This window comes from Burkholderia sp. 4M9327F10 (genome assembly GCF_005503145.1).
GTDB lineage: Bacteria > Pseudomonadota > Gammaproteobacteria > Burkholderiales > Burkholderiaceae > Paraburkholderia.
Genome location: NZ_SCNV01000065.1, coordinates 1 through 17631, shown reverse-complemented (window position 1 = coordinate 17631; position 17631 = coordinate 1). Strand labels below are relative to the sequence as shown.

General features: G+C 64.9%; 14 protein-coding genes and 1 pseudogene. 9 read left to right on the top strand and 6 right to left on the bottom strand.

Features of this window, described 5'->3' with window-relative positions:
• Window positions 1-84 precede the first annotated feature (84 nt).
• Entirely contained in the window at window positions 85-558 is a 474-nt protein-coding gene (locus FFS45_RS35120; RefSeq protein ID WP_137959225.1) for a heme-binding protein, read from the top strand.
• A gap of 185 nt (window positions 559-743) precedes the next feature.
• Here FFS45_RS35120 and FFS45_RS35115 read toward each other — a convergent pair whose 3' ends face one another.
• Window positions 744-1418 carry a dihydrofolate reductase family protein gene (locus tag FFS45_RS35115; protein ID WP_137959224.1) on the bottom strand — a complete coding sequence of 225 codons (675 nt, stop codon included), beginning with the start codon at window positions 1416-1418 and terminating at the stop codon, window positions 744-746.
• A 79-nt stretch (window positions 1419-1497) separates the two neighbouring features.
• Window positions 1498-2613 (bottom strand): alpha/beta hydrolase, encoded by a 1116-nt coding sequence (locus FFS45_RS35110; RefSeq protein WP_137959223.1) that lies wholly within the window; start codon window positions 2611-2613, stop codon window positions 1498-1500.
• Window positions 2614-3090: 477 nt separating this feature from the next.
• Between FFS45_RS35110 and glgC the strand changes: the two genes are divergently transcribed.
• From glgC to pdxY, 3 genes are all read left to right on the top strand, one after another.
• Entirely contained in the window at window positions 3091-4374 is a 1284-nt protein-coding gene (gene glgC, locus FFS45_RS35105; RefSeq protein ID WP_137959222.1) for a glucose-1-phosphate adenylyltransferase, read from the top strand.
• Window positions 4375-4442: 68 nt separating this feature from the next.
• Entirely contained in the window at window positions 4443-5903 is a 1461-nt protein-coding gene (glgA, locus tag FFS45_RS35100) for a glycogen synthase GlgA (protein WP_137959221.1), read from the top strand.
• A gap of 206 nt (window positions 5904-6109) precedes the next feature.
• Window positions 6110-6973, top strand: coding sequence for a pyridoxal kinase PdxY (gene pdxY / locus FFS45_RS35095; RefSeq protein ID WP_137959220.1), 864 nt, complete (start codon window positions 6110-6112; stop codon window positions 6971-6973).
• A 4-nt stretch (window positions 6974-6977) separates the two neighbouring features.
• On the opposite strand, the gene FFS45_RS35090 is transcribed toward pdxY, so the two are convergent.
• Window positions 6978-7175, bottom strand: a complete 198-nt coding sequence (locus tag FFS45_RS35090; RefSeq protein WP_137959219.1) for a hypothetical protein — start codon at window positions 7173-7175, stop codon at window positions 6978-6980.
• Between the two features lie 271 nt (window positions 7176-7446).
• Between FFS45_RS35090 and FFS45_RS35085 the strand changes: the two genes are divergently transcribed.
• The 3 genes and pseudogenes from FFS45_RS35085 to FFS45_RS42605 form a co-directional block, all read left to right on the top strand.
• A complete protein-coding gene (locus FFS45_RS35085; protein WP_137959253.1) occupies window positions 7447-7908 on the top strand; it encodes a hypothetical protein in 462 nt (153 codons plus the stop codon).
• 487 nt (window positions 7909-8395) lie between these two features.
• Window positions 8396-9550, top strand: coding sequence for a branched-chain amino acid ABC transporter substrate-binding protein (locus FFS45_RS35080; RefSeq protein ID WP_137959218.1), 1155 nt, complete (start codon window positions 8396-8398; stop codon window positions 9548-9550).
• Window positions 9551-9771: 221 nt separating this feature from the next.
• Window positions 9772-10245: pseudogene (locus tag FFS45_RS42605) on the top strand (undecaprenyl-diphosphatase); the annotation flags it as partial.
• On the opposite strand, the gene FFS45_RS35070 reads toward FFS45_RS42605, so the two are convergent.
• The 3 genes from FFS45_RS35070 to FFS45_RS35055 form a co-directional block, all read right to left on the bottom strand.
• Window positions 10236-12248, bottom strand: a complete 2013-nt coding sequence (locus tag FFS45_RS35070) for a DUF3857 domain-containing protein (RefSeq protein WP_249363053.1) — start codon at window positions 12246-12248, stop codon at window positions 10236-10238. The pseudogene FFS45_RS42605 and the gene FFS45_RS35070 overlap by 10 nt on opposite strands.
• A gap of 333 nt (window positions 12249-12581) precedes the next feature.
• Complete coding sequence (locus tag FFS45_RS35060; RefSeq protein WP_137959217.1) at window positions 12582-13970, bottom strand: MFS transporter; 1389 nt, start codon at window positions 13968-13970, stop codon at window positions 12582-12584.
• Between the two features lie 170 nt (window positions 13971-14140).
• On the bottom strand, window positions 14141-15364 hold the full coding sequence (locus FFS45_RS35055) for an aminotransferase class I/II-fold pyridoxal phosphate-dependent enzyme (protein ID WP_171029838.1): 1224 nt from the start codon (window positions 15362-15364) through the stop codon (window positions 14141-14143).
• Window positions 15365-15518: 154 nt separating this feature from the next.
• Here FFS45_RS35055 and FFS45_RS35050 point away from each other — a divergent pair, with 154 nt between their 5' ends.
• Complete coding sequence (locus FFS45_RS35050) at window positions 15519-16373, top strand: LysR substrate-binding domain-containing protein (protein WP_137959250.1); 855 nt, start codon at window positions 15519-15521, stop codon at window positions 16371-16373.
• 192 nt (window positions 16374-16565) lie between these two features.
• Complete coding sequence (locus tag FFS45_RS35045) at window positions 16566-17594, top strand: D-alanine--D-alanine ligase (RefSeq protein WP_137959216.1); 1029 nt, start codon at window positions 16566-16568, stop codon at window positions 17592-17594.
• The last annotated feature ends 37 nt before the right edge of the window (window positions 17595-17631 follow it).

Genomic DNA, 17631 nt, shown 5'->3' with positions numbered 1-17631 from the left:
CCCGGAACACTATCGGTATGTAACCGGAAATCATACAGTCAAGGCACGGCATAACGCCGTCCCACAACCATCCGGAAGACTGACATGAGCACAGAAAAAGCGGTACACATCACACCTTTGTACGGCGCGCCTATAACGTTGCACCTGGCGAGGCAAGCGGCCCAAGCCGCTGAAGACGAAGCCACTCGTCACGGATGGCCAATGGTGATCGCGGTTGTCGATAGCGGTGGCAATCTCGTGTTGCAGCATCGTCTTGATCAGGCTCAGTACGGTAGCATTGACGTAGCAAGGCAAAAAGCCGAAACGGCGGTCAGATTTCGGCGCTCGACGAAGCTATTTGAGGATGCGCTCGCTCAAGGTGGCATGCATCTGCGCCTCCTTGGGATGACCAATCTAACTCCCCTTGACGGAGGCATTCCCCTCATTCTCGAGGGCAAGATTATCGGAGCGATCGGCGTTTCGGGGATGCAGTCCGATCAAGACGCAAAGGTTGCGCAGGCTGGTGCTGACGCCCTACGGGGTATTCACGGGCAGTCGCCAGGGTTTGCCACGCGATAACGCCGGAAAGCGGACTCTCAAAAAAGACGTCGGTGACCGTCTCCTCATGGCCGAACCCAGCCTGACAGCGATCAGCTCATATCGCCCCATTGCCACCAGCCGCAAACACTGAACGCAATCATTCAAATTCCGACACTAGCACTGACGCTCAAGCCAAGACCGCAGCCCATCAGAAACGCCGGCCTTCAGCGAGCAGCTAGGCTGCCCACGTGCCCCTGGCGCCGTAAAACAACATGCGTAACCTTCCCCGAAGCCACAGATTCAACGCATTCATATCCCAGAGCCCGCAAATCAACCCCTTCGAACAGCGCTTCTCCCCGCCCTAGCAAAACCGGCGCGATAGCAATATGCAGCTCATCAATAAGACCCTCACGAAGATACTGCCGGATCGTCTCTGGCCCACCGCCGATCCGCACATCCATCCCCGCAGCGGCTTCGCGTGCACGATCGAGCGCCTCGCGAATGCCTCCTGTCACAAAATGGAACGTCGTGCCGCCCTCCATCTCAATGGGAGGCCGAGCATGATGGGTCAAGATAAAGACCGGCACGTGATACGGCGGGTTATCTCCCCACCAGCCTTTCCAGCTTGTATCCGGCCAGTCACCCCGAATGGGCCCAAACATGTTCCGCCCAAGAATCCACGCCCCGACATTCTGAAAACCACGGGCCGCGAAATCATCGTCAACCCCGCTCGTGCCGCCCTCCTTACCGAACAAGCTGCGCTGGAACGTGCGTGTTGGGACTAGCCACTGGTGCAGTTCCATGCCACCAACGCCGAGCGGATTGTTGATGTCCTGATCCGGACCTGCTCCGTATCCGTCGAGCGAGATGGTGAAGCCATTAACGCGAACTCGTGTCATCGTTTGTCTCCGTTCAGACGACTGGCAGGAAGTTAACGCACGTCGACGCCCCGGTATGCCTATCGCATAGAAAGATCGCTCACCGGTTTTCCGGCGCCGCCGCCAGCCAGTCCAATAGCGCCTTATGAAACGCCTGCGGGTCCTGCATCTGCGGCGCGTGCCCCAGTTCCGCGAACTCCACCAGCGTCGCATGCGGAATCGTCTGCGCGGCGAGCCGGCCCAACTCCGGATAGTGGCCGATCCGCGCACGCACCTCCGGCGGCGCGGCATCCTTACCAATCGCAGTGGTGTCCTTCTGCCCGATCAGCAGTAAGGTCGGCATCTGCAGTTCGCCCATTTCATACACCACGGGCTGGGTATAGATCATGTCGTAGAGCAGCGCTGAATTCCACGCCACAATCTGCTTGCCCTGCCCCCGGTACATGCCCGCCAGCATCTGCACCCACGGTTCGTAGTCAGCACGCCAGGTGCCCGCATAGTAGGTACCCTGTTCATAGCGGCGGATACTGTCAGCGGTAGTCTTCAGCTCACGCTCATACCATTGATCGACGGACAGCGACGGCACCCCTTTCGCTTTCCAGTCCTCGAGGCCGATCGGATTGACCAGCACCAGTTGCCGGGTGTCCTGCGGATACATCAGCGCATAGCGGATTGCCAGCATGCCACCGGTCGAATGGCCGATCAGCGTGACGCGCTGCACGCCAAGAGACTCCAGCAGCGCATGCGTATTGCGCGCCAGTTGCTGAAAGCTGTACTGATAGTGCTCAGGCTTGCTCGATTTGCAAAAGCCGATCTGATCGGGCGCAATCACCCGGTAGCCGGCCTCGCTCAGATGCCGGATGGTCGGCCCCCACGTCGCGGAGCAAAAATTCTTGCCGTGCAGCAACACCGCCGTGCGGCCATTTGCGTGCGCCGGCTGGACGTCCATATAGGCCATGTGCAAGGCCACGCCTTGCGAGGTGAAGTCGAACTGCTCGACCGGCGCCGGGTAGTCGAATCCCTGCAATTCGGGACCATAGGCCGGACCGTCATTGCCGGCGTTGTTGCCGCCCGCGGCGTCCGTTGCGGCAGAGTGACTAACTTCCGGGCTACTGGCGGCGTTATCGCTGGCGGCAAACGCCACGTGAGACGCGACGCAGACGGTCAGCGCACAGGCGCTCACCAGGGCTAGCAGTTTGTGGCGGCTGACATTCATAGGCGATAGATCCGGCGTATTCAGGTTCGGCGATTCAATCCACGGGCGGTTCGAGCCAGGCGCAACCGTCGCGCCAGCGAGTGGCCGATTCTACGTGCCCCATCCGAATCCTGCTTCGGGCGAGGCATGCTGCACCGCGCCATTGCCCCACTATGCGCCGTTCCGCACCGACGCCTGAATCGCATGCTGCGATCTTGCGCAATAGATCGCGCAGTGGACCACGCATTGGACCGCGCACCGGACCGCTCAGTAGCCCAATAAATTTGGCATCCACATAATCCAGACTATTCGCCGCCCGCACTTCGGTGCTAGAAATAGCAAACAATTGTCAGCAGTCGCGCCACAGAAGCGGATATCTGGAACAGAATCACCAAGAAAAACCACCATAGCCATCCGGGGTACAACACCAGAAACCAAGTTGCATGGGAGCCACGTAAGCGCGTTAGCGCCTGCTCCGCTCCACACAGGAGACACAGCATGGAAACTCCGGCAAGCCTCAATGATCTGCAACGCGCCACGCTGGCCATCGTCCTCGCGGGCGGACGCGGCACGCGGCTCGGACCGCTGACCAACAAGCGCGTCAAACCGGCCGTGCACTTCGGCGGCAAGTACCGCATCATCGACTTCGCGCTGTCCAACTGTCTGAACTCCGGCATCCGGCGCATCGCGGTCGTCACGCAGTACAAGGCGCACTCGCTGATCCGGCATGTGCAGCGCGGCTGGGGTTTCCTGCGTGGCGAATTCAACGAATTCATCGACCTGTGGCCCGCGCAGCAACGCGTGGAAGGCGGCCACTGGTATCGCGGCACGGCGGACGCGGTGTTTCAGAATCTCGACATCATCCGTTCTATCCGCCCTAAATACGTCGTCGTGCTGGCCGGCGACCATATCTACAAGATGGATTACACCCGCATGATCCGCGACCATGTCGACAGCGGCGCGGACTGCACGGTCGGCTGCATCGAGGTGCCGCGCATGGACGCGGTGGCGTTCGGCGTGATGCATGTGGACGCGAGCCGCCATGTGACCGGCTTCGTCGAAAAGCCCGCCGACCCGCCCGCCATGCCGGGGCGCCCCGACACGGCGCTCGCCAGCATGGGCATTTACGTGTTCAATGCGGACTACCTGTACACGCTGCTCGAAGAGAACATCAGCAGCGCCGAAACCGATCACGACTTCGGCAAGGACATCCTGCCGCGCGTGGTCACACAAGGGCACGCCATTGCGCATCCGTTCAGCATGTCGTGCGTGTCGTCGGACCCGAAGGTCGAGCCTTACTGGCGCGACGTCGGCACCATCGATGCATACTGGTCCGCCAATCTCGATCTGGCCTCGACCATCCCGACGCTCGACCTGTACGACCCCGACTGGCCGATCTGGACGCAGCAGCAGCAATTGCCGCCCGCCAAGTTCGTGCGCGACATGAACGGGCTGCAAGGCTCGGCCACCAACCTGATCGTGTGCGGCGGCTGCGTCATCTCCGGTTCGCAGATTTCGCGCTCGGTGCTGTCGTCGAATGTGGTGGTGAATTCTTTTTGTAACATCAATGAGGCAGTCTTGTTGCCGCAGGTCACTGTCGGCGCCAGTTGCCGTTTGCGCCGCGTGGTGATTGACCGCGGCTGCGCGATCCCCGACGGCATGGTGATCGGCGAAGACCCGGCGCTCGATGCGCAACGCTTCTACCGCACCGATAGCGGCGTCGTGCTGGTGACGCCGGACGCGCTCAGGGGCATGCACGCGGGCGTGAAAGCGGACCACTAGCGCGGCGGCCTGCCGGTCCGAACCCGCTGAACCCTCGAACCTCGCGCAGCACAACCGGAAAACTGCCCATGACGATCCGCGCCCTGCACGTCGCAAGTGAGCTGTATCCCCTCCTGAAAACAGGCGGTCTTGCCGATGTGGCGGGCGCCCTTCCCCCGGCGCTGATCGAGCGCGGCGCGGATGTGCGGGTCCTGCTGCCGGGTTTTCCGGCAGTGGTGGCGGGTCTCGCCGACCTGCGCCCGGTCGCCCAGCTGGGACGCCGTTTCGACGCGCCGCACGTGACGCTGGAACAGGGCACGCTGCCGGCAAACGGCCTCGTGGTCTACGTGATCCGCGCCGATTCGCTCTACGAGCGCCCCGGCAACCCCTATCTCGACGCGGAACACGTGCCGTACGGCGACAACGCACAGCGCTTTGCCCTGCTGGGCTGGACCGCCGCGCAACTCGCGCAGCAGCTCGACCCGGCGTGGGCGCCGCAGATCGTCCATGCGCACGACTGGCATGCGGGGCTGGCTCCGGCCTATCTGAAAGCGGCCGAGCGCCAGCACGGCCGGCCCTTCGCGCGCAGCGTCTTCACGGTGCACAACCTCGCCTATCAGGGCATTTTCCCGGCCCATCAGTTCGGCCAACTGGCGCTGCCGGCCGACTATTTCAGCATGCACGGCGTCGAGTTCTACGGTCAGTTGTCGTTTCTCAAGGCCGGCCTGTACTACAGCGACCGCATCACCACGGTGAGCCCCACCTACGCCCGCGAAATCCAGACGCTCGCCCAGGGTGGCGGCCTCGACGCGCTGCTGCGCCACCGCTCGCACGATCTCTCCGGGATCCTGAACGGCGTCGACTATCTGGTATGGAATCCGGCGACCGATACCCTGCTCGCCGAGCACTACACCTCGACCCTGCTGTCCGGCAAGCATGCCTGCAAGGCCGCGTTGCAGAAGCGTTTCGGCCTTGCGAACAAGAGCGATGCGCTGCTGTTCGGCGTGGTGAGCCGCCTCACCGAGCAGAAAGGCCTCGACCTGCTGCTCGCCGCGTTGCCGGAAATCGTCAAACGCGGCGGCCAGCTTGTGGTGTTCGGCACCGGCGACCCCGCGCTCGAGACGGGCCTGCAGCGGGTCGCCCATGCGCATCCCGAATCGGTGGCGGTGGAACTCGGTTTCGACGAATCGCTCGCGCACGCCATCATTGCCGGCAGCGACGTGGTCGCCGTGCCGTCGCGCTTCGAGCCGTGCGGCCTCACGCAACTCTATGCGCTCGCCTATGGCTCGCTGCCGCTCGTGCACCGGGTGGGCGGGCTGGCCGACACGGTGGTCGACGCCTCGCTGGAAAATCTCGCCGACGATCTGGCCACCGGCTTCGTCTTCGAGCGCTTCGAACCGGAGGCGCTCGGCGCCGCGATCCGCCGCGCCTTCGCGCTATACGCGCGCCATAGCGAGTGGAAGGCGACCCAGCGGCGCGCCATGCGCCAGGACTTCGGCTGGGGCGCCTCGGCGGAACGCTATCTGGCGCTATACCGCGAATTGACCTGAAGCAAGCCCCCTCGCCGGACCCGCTCATCAGCCCCGCAATGATGGCTCGGCGCAACACTACGGGGCCGGATCATGTCGGCCGTGCGAAAACTCATGTATTGTTTATTGCACACCGAATCCGGTCGCAAGCGAACCTGGGCGCACACGCGCGCTGAATCGTACGCGGCCAAGAACGGCGCCCCTTCAGCCGCGCCGGCGAATCGATCATGAAAAACGTCCTGAGCATCCAGTCACATGTCGTCTTCGGGCACGCGGGCAATAGCGCCGCGGTGTTCCCGATGCACCGTCTCGGCGTCAATGTCTGGCCGCTCAATACCGTGCAGTTCTCGAATCACACGCAATATGGTCACTGGACCGGCAGCGCCATCGACGCCTCGCAGATGCAGGACCTGGTGGAAGGAATCGGCGCAATCGGCGTGCTGCCGCGCTGCGATGCCGTGCTCTCAGGCTATCTGGGCGCGCCCGAGCAGGCTCAGGCGGTGATCGAAATCGTCAAGGCCGTGAAGGCGGCCAATCCGCGCGCCTGGTATTTCTGCGATCCGGTGATGGGCACCACCACCGGCTGCAAGGTCGAACCGGGCATCCAGGAATTCCTCGTGCGCACCATGCCCGAAGTGGCCGACGGCATGGCGCCGAATCACAGCGAATTGCAGCGGCTGGTGGGGCGCGAGATCGATACGGTCGAAGAAGCCGTGGCCGCCTGCCGCGAGGTGCTCAGCCGCGGTCCGAAGATCGTGCTGGTCAAGCATCTGCTCGACCGCAACAGTCCCGCCGACCGCTTCAACATGCTGGTGGTCACACCGACCGAAGCTTGGATGGCCCAGCGTCCGCTCTACCCGTTCGCGCGGCAACCGGTTGGCGTGGGCGACCTGACGAGCGCGGTGTTCGTCGCCCGCACGCTGCTCGGCGACTCGCTGCGGGTGGCCTTCGAGCACACGCTCGCCGCGGTGAACGCCGTAATGAAAGCCACCTGGCAGGCCGGCCGCTATGAACTGGAACTGATCGCGGCGCAAAACGAAATCGCCCAGCCGCGCGAGTGGTTCGACGCCTGGGTCGTCGAGACGGTGTAGCGCGTTACTTGAGGGCGCCGCTGCCAGCCGTGGCGGCCAAGGGCGCCTCACCGGGCACGCCACCGGACACATCACGCCCGGCAATTGCCGCCAGTACCTCGGCACGCGTCAAACCGGCCGCCTCTGCAATCGACGGCACCACGCTCACCACGCCCGCCACGCCTAGCGCGAGGGCAACAAGCGAAAACCACACACCCTTCATCGTATTTCTCCAGACAAATCCAAACAAAAAGCAGACCGCCCGCCAGCCGTTCGTCACGCACCGGGCGTCGCGGCCGCGAGTGTAACAACCGGCGCGCCGGAGCGCATCCGGCAAGGACGGAACAAACTATTGCGAGACCTGAAGCAGCAACTGCATGAAGACCGTGCGCCCTTCCCGCGCACACGCGATTGTCAGCGGCTCGTCCTATAATGCGTGCCGCGTGGTGCACGCAACCCTTTTCAAGCACCCGCTACAGGCAAACGAGGCGCAGATGGACGGTCAGATCCGCAGCGAGCGGGAAGAATATTTCGAGGAGTTGTGCATCAGTGTCGATGCCGACGAAGCGCACGAACAGGAAGCCATCGAGTACTTCGAGAACCAGTTCGGAGACGCGGATTTCGACCCGGCGCAATGGCTCGATATCGCGCTCTACTACTCGCCCGCGGTGGCGCGCGGCATCGTCGATCTGGTGACGCCCGACGACAAGGCGCGCAGCAACATCGCCGAAGTGATTGCGGACAATCTCGACATCTCGTACGGCGAGGACGAGTGCCAGCAGTTCGCGGAGACCATCCAGTTCGCGCTTGCCAACGGTATACCGGTGGATCTCGACCTGGTGCTCGACGGCTGCCAGCGCGCCATCGACGATCTCGAGACCTGGGCCGACGAGGGCGCCAAGGAACCGCTCGAGCGCCTGCGCGAAGAAGTGCTGCGCCTGCAGGGCGAGCAGTAAGCCACCAGGAGCAGCCAGAGCAACACGCGGCAGCACCCGCCAGCACCACCAGACAGCACCAGACAGCCCTCACCCGGCGGCGCCGCCCGCGCGCCGTCCACCCCTCGCGCCCACACACCGGCATCGCGCCGGATGTCTCACGTGTGCCGGCATCCGCACGCACCATCCGCTTAACACCCGCCTGCCGTCCGCCCGCTTCGGCGGCTATGCTGAAATTCTCATCCAAAGCGCCGCGATCTGCCAAGACGGTCGCAAATTGGCTTTCTATATTCGCGCCAGGTTGATGGACAAATGCCTGCCGCGACGCGGGTTCGCTCCCCGGTGTTTTCCATCATTGTTTCCAGCACACGATCATCCGTACCCTGAACCAGGTCGGACCCCTTTGAAGGAGAGGCGTGACTTCAGCGTGATAGCCCTACCCGGCTACCTGGCCGGTTGCACCCTTAGCGATTTTCATAACCTGAACCTGTCGAAGCAAGGAGAGACCATGAGTCTTCGCAATACGCTGAAACCCCTCGCTGTGATGCTTGGCGCGATCTTCGCCATCGCGCCGCTGTCCGGCTTTGCGGACGACCTGCCTGTGAAGATCGGCTTCGCGGCGCCATTGACGGGCGTCAATGCCGGCTACGGCAAAGACCTCGAAAACGGCGCGCTGCTCGCCATCGAGGAAGCCAACGCGCAAAAGATCAAGGTGGGCGATCAGGTCGCCAACTTCCAGCTCGTCTCGGAGGACGACCAGGCCGACCCGCGCGTCGGCGTGCAGGCGGCGCAGAAGCTGGTGGATGCCAACGTCTCGGTGGTGGTGGGCCACTTCAATTCGGGCACGACGATTCCGGCTTCGCAGATCTATGAAACGGCCGGCATTCCGGTAATCGACCCGGCCGCCACCAACCCGATCATTACCGGGCGCGGTTTTGCCAACACCTTCATGGTGATCTCCACCGACGCGCAAAACGCCGGCAACGCAGGCGCCTACGCGGTCGACGTCACCAAGGCCAAGCGCATCGCCATCTTCGACGACCGCACCGCATTCGGCCAAGGCGAGGCCGATGAGTTCGAGAAGGCGGTCAAGGCACGCGGCGGCAATATCGTCGCGCACGAGTACACCAACAACCAGGCGGTCGACTTCAGCACCCAGCTCACCGCGATCAAGGCGGCCAACGCCGACCTGATCTTTTTCGGCGGCCTCGACACCCAGGCTGCCGGCGTCGCCAAGCGCATGAAGCAGCTCGGCCTCACCGCGCAACTGGTGGGCGGCGGCGGCGTGATGGACCCGGAATTCATCAAGCTGGCGGGCGATGCGGCCGAAGGCGCAATGGCGTGGGAATACGGCCGGCCACTCGCTCAATTGCCGGGCGGCAAGGACTTCTCGGCGAAGTTCAAGAAGCGCTTTGGCGTCGACATCCTCTCGTATGCGCCGTTCGGCTACGACGCGGCGTGGGCGGCGATCAAGGCGATGCAGCAGGCCAAGTCGTCGTCGCCGGCGGTGTATCGCCCGGTGCTGAAGGCCATTAGCTTCGAAGGCGTGACCGGTCCGATTGCGTTCGAATCCAACGGTTCGCTGAAGAATGCCGGCTCCACGCTGTATCAGGTCAAGGGCGGCACGTGGGTGCCCATCGTGACCAAGGGCGGCGGCAACTGAGCCAGGACGGAGCGGCAAGTGAGGGGCAACTGAGGGGCTACCAAGCGGCAACTGAGCCGTGCGTCCGCATCTGGGCGCCTCGGCGGCTGAACCGTTCGGCAAGCGGCGGGTCTCACAGGTTTGCCCTGTGCGCGTGCGGGTCTCGTTGACAGCGAGACCCGCGCCGCCCGCCGCCATACCTCAAGAACCGGCCGCCTGATGCCGCGGCTCGCCCGGATGCAATGGATTACATCGAACACCTGAACAGCACGCTCTTCCTGATTCTCAACGCCAGCCTGCCGGCGCGCCCGGCGCTCGTCACCACGGCGTGGTTCTTCGCCGAATATCTGATCTGGGCCATTCCATGCGGACTCGTCGCCATGTGGCTGGGCGGCCGCGGCCCATGGCGGCGCGCGGCGTTTCGCGCGGCGCTCGCTGCCCTGCTGGCCTTTCTCATCAGCTATGCGATCGGCGTGGTGTGGCCGCATCCGCGGCCCTTCGTGCTCGGCATCGGCACCAACCTGCTCGAGCACGCACCCGACGCCTCGTTTCCGAGCGACCATCTCACGCTCTGGTGGGCAGTCGCCTTCAGTCTGCTCGTGCCGGCGCACCGGCGGCATGGTTTGCCGCAGATACGCGTGACGGGCTTCGTACTGGCGCTGCTCGGCTTGCCTATTGCGTGGGCGCGCATCTACCTCGGTGTGCACTACCCCCTCGACATGCTCGGCGCCGTGCTGGTCGCACTGATCGGCGCAAGCGGCGTCGCGCTTTGCGAAGGACGCGTATTCGATACGCTGTTCGGCGCGAGCGTGCGGCTATACCGGTTCACCTTCGCGCCATTGATCCGGCTCGGCTGCGCAAAGCGGTAAACCGGCGGTGTGGCTCGCACGACCACCTGCGACGACGCATCGCGCTCGATCCTCACGAGCGAGGCCTGCGCCTCATCGAACACGTCCGCTGAGCAGACCTGCTGGCCGAAATCGGCGCGCAGGCGGCGCGTGATCTGCAGCACGCGCGTCTGCGGATCGAACACGTAGTGCGAGGCGTAATCGAAGTAGCGGTCCTGCACGCTGGTATCCACCGGCAGATCGGTCACGCGCACGGTGCCGGGCAAGCTGATCTGCGCGGTCTCGTCGAAGTCGCCGCCCACGCAGACCCATGGCTGGGTACGCTGCGGCTCGGCCAGCCATGACTGCACCTGGCTCGCAATGCCCCCCGCGAAACTCGAAAGCGCCGGCAAGGCGGTAGTGCCGTCGGTCCACGTGACGTGCTGCAGCGTGCCCTGGATCGTGGTGGTGAACGGCCCCACGGTTGTCGCGGCGTCGCTGGTGTGCAAGCGCGCTGTGCCGTGCAGGCCGGTCTGCAACAGACGGCTCGCGGCAATCGCCTGGGCGCGCTGCAGCGTAGCGCGGCGGAACACGTTGCGCTCCAGTTCGGCCGTGGCCCCCGCGTCCTCGACCCGGTACGCGTAGGAAGCGGCCCCGCTATCGTCGACGTCGATCTGCAGGCGCACCGAGCGCGCGCGCGGCTGCTCGGCGGGCGTGCGCGACATGACACCATCGTCGACCAGCAGCACCGGCCGGTCCATCACCACGAGCGGCAGATAGCCGAATGCGATGCCGCCCGCCGTGGTGTCGGCGTACAGCCCGAGCTGCGGAATCCAGACAATTGCGTGATTGATCGCGCTTTCGCCGTAGCCCGGCACGTCCGGCAAGGTGTAGTACGGGCCGAGGTTGAGCAGCACCGCTTCGCTGCGAATCCCGAGCGCCGCCAGCAAGGCGCTATAGAGCGCCACGTGATCCTTGCAGTCGCCATAGCGGTTGCGCAGGATGTCGATTGCCTTGTGCGGCACCGCCGCCGTCTCGCCCAGAAACAGCGCCACGTAGCGCACATTCAGGCGCACCCAGTCGTAGAGGATGCGCGCCCTGTCGCGTGGATCGCTCACGCCTGCCGTCAGCGCCTGGGCAAGCTGCACGATGGCCGGATCGCTCATGGTGGCGTCGATGGCCGGAACCCTGTAGCGGGCGGCAAAGGTCGCGTAGTCCGGCACCGTCGAAACCATCAGCCGGTCGCCCCATGTTTCGTAGCCCACCGCGCCCGCTTCGAGCGGCGCATACGGGCCGTGCTGATAGTCGAACTCGTAGCGGGTGCGGCCGTTCTCCGTCACCGGCGGCAGTTCCTTGTAGCCACGTGTATCCGCATACAGCGGCACGTCGGCAGGCAAGTCGAAGATCAGGCGCTGAAGCTCGACCGGATCGCGGGTCGGCTCGACGAGGTAGGCGAAGGTGCCGGCCTGCAGGGGCTTGCTGCGGGTCTTGCGAAACGCCAGATGGACTCGCGAGCCGGGCTCCACACCTGGGAAGATGACCGTGCGCAGCACGCCGTCTTCAAAGGTCGGCGCGCCGGCCGAGCGCGGCTCCTGGACATCGCGGATGCCGTCCGCGCCGACCGGGTGCACGGCACCGTCGGAGTCGATCGCCTCAGCGGCGAGCAGTTGCACCTGCTCGATATCCTTGTTGAACCACACGTAGCGCTGCGCGATATCGTCGACGCCGCTCGTGGTGTTGGCGCGCAGCACGGTGTCGTCGCGCTCCTCGACCGAGCCGTCCTTCTGGATCACAAAGTAGTGGACGTCGCGCTCGATGGTGAACGGAGCGAGGTCGTCGCCCGCCGGCTGAGCGTCTGCCCCGCTGTCAGCCCAGGCGGCTGGGGAAGCCAACGCCGCTAGCGCCACCACTGACACCGCCACGGCCACCGAGGCCACCGAGGCCGCTGAGGCCACTGAGGCCACTGAGGCCACCGAGGCCGCTGAGGCAACTGAGGCCCATGACGCCACTAACGCCACGCGGGCGCCGCAGGTCGCCCATGCCTTGGTGGCACACCAGCGCCGAGCGGCAATTTTCCCCAAGATGGCACCTCGTCCCGTCGTGTACTGTGGTTGTAGCACATCGGCGCTGAACCCGGTTTGACTGCTGCAGCAGATGAACCCGCGTGGAAGCACAAAGCAGGATTCCACGCGCAGCGGGCGACGCGCTGCGCGAACCCGCCGGCCTCAGCGCTGCCGCAACTCCGCCCCTTCGTCATGCGAAAGCCGGGTGAAGAAGAATAGCGAGCTCAGCGTCAGCGCCCCCACCACGCCGAAGGCCGGCGAAAAATCGCGCGCCGTCAGATGCGCCGCGCTGCCGCCGTGCAGATGCGCGGTCAGGGCCAGCAGCGACGCGGCAAACGCCACACCAATGCTGATCGACAGTTGCTGCGCCATGCTCGAGAGCGCGGTGGCGCGGCTCATCATCGGCTTGGGCATATCGGAGTAGCCGAGCGTGTTGAGCGTGACCATGCCGAGCGAATTGAACAGACCGCCGAACAGCAGCACGACGAAGATCAGCAGATGCGGCGTGCTAGGCCGGAACAACCCATAGCACGCGTAAAAACAGCCGGTCAGCGAGGTCGCGCCGATCAGCAGCGTGCGAAAGCCGATGCGCCGGATGGCCTGCTGCATCACTGCGCGCACGCTGAGCGAACCGATTGCGGTCGCCACACTGAGCGAGCCCGATTGCAGCGGCGAGAGGCCGAAGCCAAGCTGCAGCATCAAGGGCAGCAGAAACGGCGACGCGCCGATTGCAATGCGCAGCGGCATGCCGCCCACCACGGCAGTGCGGTATGCCTTGTAGCACAACAGGCCCGGATCGATGATCGCATCGTCGATGCGGCGGCTGTAGCACCAGTAGGCAAAGATCGACAGCGCGCCGAGACCCGCCAGCGCAAAAGTCACGGCCTGCGGCACCAGCCCGCGCCCGGCGGTATCGAGACCGCCCACGAGACCCACGAGTCCGCTCGAAAGCAGAATGAAACCGGCCAGATCGAAACGCTCATAGACCGCTTCGTGAGTATCGTCGATGAAGCTCAGCGCCATCAGCACACCCAGCACGCCGAACGGGATGTTCAGCAGAAAGATCCAGCGCCATGAGGTAATGGTCACCACGAGACCGCCGAGCAAAGGTCCGGCCAGCCGGCCGATGGCGCCCGGCACGGTGAACCACACCATCGCCGCCACCATCCGCGCGGGCGGCACGCTGCGCAGCAGGATCAGCCGTCCGACCGGCACCATCATCGCCCCGCCCATCCCCTGCAGGACGCGAAACACCACCAGTTGCGGCAGCGATTGCGCCAGCCCGCATAAGGCCGAGCCCAGCGAGAACAGCGCGATCGCCGCGCAGAACACGCGGCGTGCGCCGAAGCGGTCGGCGAGCCAGCCGCTTGCCGGCAGGAACACGGCGAGACTGAGCAGATAGGAGGTGATCGCCAGGTTCAGATGTAGCGTCTGGACCTGCAGCGAGCGGGCAATCGACGGCAAGGCCGTCGCCATGATCGACGTGTCGAGATTTTGCAGGAACAGCGGACAGGCGACGATAAGGGGAATAAGTCGGGAGCGATCGGTCATGCGCTCCCTTTTACCGCAAAACACGGCGGCTGCACAACGAGGCGTCGACAAGACCTCAGTCCGCACAACCCGGCTTCCGCAAAACGCGCGGCCGGCACAACACGGCCTTTGCAAGACGCCGCACTTGCGCAAGACGTTTGCCGCCAGCTTCTGCTCAACGCCCCGCGCGACTACGCCGCCGTTGTACTTTCCTCCATCGCCCGCCGCAGCGACAGCGCAATGCCCTGGGCCGCCAGCCGTACCTCATCAAGCGCCGGGAAGGTCGGCGCGATGCGCAGATGCCGGTCCTCGGGGTCGCGCCCATGGGGATAGGCCGCGCCCGCCGGTGTCAGCACCAGGCCCGCATCGGCGGCAAGCGCGACGGTACGCTTCGCGAACCCCGGCGGCGTGTAGAGGCTGATGAAGTAGCCTCCCGCCGGTTCGTTCCAGGTCACACCGGCCAGCCCCCCAAGGTGCTCACCGAACGCGGCCGCGACCGCCGCGAACTTCGGGCTCAGGAGCACACGATGACGCTCCATCAGGCGCTCGAGCCCGGCGCGATCGCGCAGGAACCGCACATGACGCAGCTGGTTCAGCTTGTCCGGCCCGATCGTGCGCACCGAGACGCGCTGCTGCCACCAGCTCACATTGCGCGGCGAGCCGGCAAGGAACGACATCGCGCCGCCGCCGAAGGTCACCTTCGAGAGCGAGGCGAACACCAGCGCGCGGTCTTCGTGGCCGGCGGCGGCGCACGCCTGGACGATGTTGGGCGTGGTGTGCCGCTGCGCGCCCAGATGATGGAAGCGGTAGGCATCGTCCCACAACAGCCGGAAGTCGGGCGCCGCCGCGGGCATTGCAGCGAGACGCCGCACCACCTCCGCCGAGTAGATCGCACCGCTCGGGTTGCTATAGAGCGGCACGCACCAGATCGCCTTGATGGCAGGATCGTGCAGTACCTGCGCTTCGACGAAGTCCATGTCAGGGCCGTCGTCGTGCATCGGCACGTTGATCATGCGGATACCGAGCGCCTCGCAGATCGCAAAGTGCCGGTCGTAACCGGGCACCGGGCACAGCACGGCGATATCCTCCTGCCCGCGCCATGGCGTGCCGCCCGGCACGCCGAACAGCATCGCGAACGCCAGCACGTCATGCATCAGCTCGAGGCTCGAATTGCCCCCCGCCGCCACCTGGGCCGCCGGCACATCGAGCAGTGCCGCGCCGAACTCGCGCGCTTCCGGCAAGCCGAGCACGTGCCCATAGTTACGGCAGTCGATGCCGTCGCGCGACAGGTAGCCCGCCGTGCCCGCCTCGTCGAGCAGTGCGCGCGAGAGATCGAGTTGCTCGGGCGCGGGCTTGCCGCGCGACATGTCGAGGCGCATGCCCAGTTGTCTGAAGTCGTCGTAAGTCATCGGCATGGTGATGGTCCCCAGTCGTTGTATGGACATCGTTTGAGAAGAGCAGCCGCGGCAGATCAGCCCCAGCCACTTGTGAACGGCTTCAGTATGCCCAGCGCCATGCGTTCAGACAAACGCGTTATATTGAACGTTTCAATCAGATTTTCTGATGCCTATGAAAACCCTGGATCTCGACGTGCTGTCGATGGTCGTCGCCATCGCCGATGCCGGCAGCTTCGTGCGTGGCGCGGCGCTCGTGCACCGCTCGCAATCCGCGCTCAGCATGCAGATTCGCACCCTGGAGGACACGCTCGGCAAACCGCTCTTCGTACGCGGGCCGCGCAGCGTCACGCCTACCGCGGACGGCCAGGTTCTGCTGGCCTATGCCCGCCGCATGCTGGCTCTGCGCGACGAGGCCTGGGCGTCGATGGTGCATCCGGAGGTGAAGGGACGCGTCGCCATCGGCGTGCCGGACGATTACGCGGCCTCGCTGCTGCCGGCGGTGCTGCGCAAATTCTCGGCGAGCTATCCGAAGGTCGAGATTCAGGTGATCGGCCTGCCAAGCCATGCGCTCGCTCCGCTCGTCAAGGACAACAAGATCGACCTCGCCTGCGTGACGCGCCTGAAGAACCTGAACGGCGAGTTCATCCGCTTCGAACCGATGGTGTGGGCAGGCGCCGTGGCGAGCGGACGCGAGATATGGAAAGAGCGCCCCTTGCCGGTGGCGCTGTTCGGCGCCGGCAGCGTCGCGCGGGCCAACGCGATTCATGCCTTGGAACGGGCAAAGATCGCCTATCGCACCTCCTACGAAAGCCCGAGTCTGATGGGCCTCTTCAGCATGGTCGAAGCCGGACTCGCTATCGCCCCGCTCGCGCGTTGCGCCGTCCCTGGCCACTTCGTGCAACTGGGCCGCGCGCATGGTCTGCCCGCGCTGCCGGAACTCGAAATCGTACTGGCGCGCAGCGCCCGCTCGAACCGCCCGCCCTGCGACTTTCTCGCTGAACAGATACTGGCCGAGTTGCGGCTGTGAAGCGCACGGCCGCACGCGCAGTCAAGTCAACTACGCGGCGAACCACGTAACAAGCCGTGAGGCGAAGCGCAAGACGAGGAATGCTCGTTCGCCACGCGCCGCACCTGTAAAATAATGCTCCGTGTCCGCAGCGATTTTGCTGCCGCAGACCACGCACGCCCCACCACACCCAGGAACCGAAGGCCCGTTGATATGCAAACTAGCCCGCTCAAGATTGCCGTGCTGTTCGGCGGCACCAGCGAGGAACGAGAAGTCTCGATCGCCAGCGGCGCGCAGGTCGTGCGCGCACTGCGCGCGTCGGGTCACGAAGTGCTTTCCATCGATACGTCGCGCGGCCTGCTCAGCGGCGAAGAAGAGGTGCGCTTTCTGAGCGCTCGCGTCAACGAAGCGCCGCCCGCCTCCGAAGCGCTGGCGATGATCCGCTCGGACCAGAACAGCGCGCTGCAGGCCGCCACGCTGGCCGGTGTGGACGTGGTGTTCGTCGCCCTGCACGGCGGCACCGGCGAGGACGGCACCATTCAGGCCATGCTCGACCTGGCGGAATTGCCCTATACGGGCAGCGGGCACCTGGGCAGTGCGATCGCCATGGACAAGGACATGTCCAAACGGCTCTTCGTCAGCGCGGGCATTCCTACGGCTCGCTGGCTGATGGCGCCCGTAGACGCCGGGACCGTTGCCGCCCAGCTCGGTTACCCGCTCGTCGTCAAGCCGAACAGCCAGGGCTCGACCGTCGGCTTATCCCTCGTGCGCAGCCCCGATCAACTGGCCGCGGCGATCGAGCTGGCCGGCTCGTACGACAGCGAAGTGATGCTGGAGCAGTTCGTCGCGGGACGCGAAATCACCGTCGGCGTACTCGGCGACGAAGCCCTCAGCGTGGGCGAAATCGTCATCGACCCGGATGCGGTGTTCGACTACAAGGCCAAGTACCAGCCCGGCGCGGTGCGCGAAATCTTTCCGGCCGACCTGCCGGAAGAGATCGCGGAAAATGCCCGAACGCTGGCACTGCGGGCGCATCGCACCTTGAAACTGGATGGCTATAGCCGCACCGATTTCCGGCTGGATAGCCACGGCGTGCTGTGGTGTCTCGAAGTCAACACGCTGCCGGGCATGACGGCCACCAGCCTGCTGCCGCAGTCGGCGCAGGCGCGCGGCATCGGCTTTGGCGGACTGTGCGAGCGGATCTGCCGGCTCGCCATCGAGCGGCATCGGACGCGCAAGTAAGGTGCGCGATCCGGGGGCGTTTCGGGGGCGTTTCGGG

Coding starts and splice junctions, on each gene's coding strand:
- FFS45_RS35120 (WP_137959225.1), top strand. CDS start 85: ATGAGCACAGAAAAAGCGGTACACATCACACCTTTGTACGGCGCGCCT.
- FFS45_RS35115 (WP_137959224.1), bottom strand. CDS start 1,418: ATGACACGAGTTCGCGTTAATGGCTTCACCATCTCGCTCGACGGATAC.
- FFS45_RS35110 (WP_137959223.1), bottom strand. CDS start 2,613: ATGAATGTCAGCCGCCACAAACTGCTAGCCCTGGTGAGCGCCTGTGCG.
- glgC (WP_137959222.1), top strand. CDS start 3,091: ATGGAAACTCCGGCAAGCCTCAATGATCTGCAACGCGCCACGCTGGCC.
- glgA (WP_137959221.1), top strand. CDS start 4,443: ATGACGATCCGCGCCCTGCACGTCGCAAGTGAGCTGTATCCCCTCCTG.
- pdxY (WP_137959220.1), top strand. CDS start 6,110: ATGAAAAACGTCCTGAGCATCCAGTCACATGTCGTCTTCGGGCACGCG.
- FFS45_RS35090 (WP_137959219.1), bottom strand. CDS start 7,175: ATGAAGGGTGTGTGGTTTTCGCTTGTTGCCCTCGCGCTAGGCGTGGCG.
- FFS45_RS35085 (WP_137959253.1), top strand. CDS start 7,447: ATGGACGGTCAGATCCGCAGCGAGCGGGAAGAATATTTCGAGGAGTTG.
- FFS45_RS35080 (WP_137959218.1), top strand. CDS start 8,396: ATGAGTCTTCGCAATACGCTGAAACCCCTCGCTGTGATGCTTGGCGCG.
- FFS45_RS35060 (WP_137959217.1), bottom strand. CDS start 13,970: ATGACCGATCGCTCCCGACTTATTCCCCTTATCGTCGCCTGTCCGCTG.
- FFS45_RS35055 (WP_171029838.1), bottom strand. CDS start 15,364: ATGCCGATGACTTACGACGACTTCAGACAACTGGGCATGCGCCTCGAC.
- FFS45_RS35050 (WP_137959250.1), top strand. CDS start 15,519: ATGAAAACCCTGGATCTCGACGTGCTGTCGATGGTCGTCGCCATCGCC.
- FFS45_RS35045 (WP_137959216.1), top strand. CDS start 16,566: ATGCAAACTAGCCCGCTCAAGATTGCCGTGCTGTTCGGCGGCACCAGC.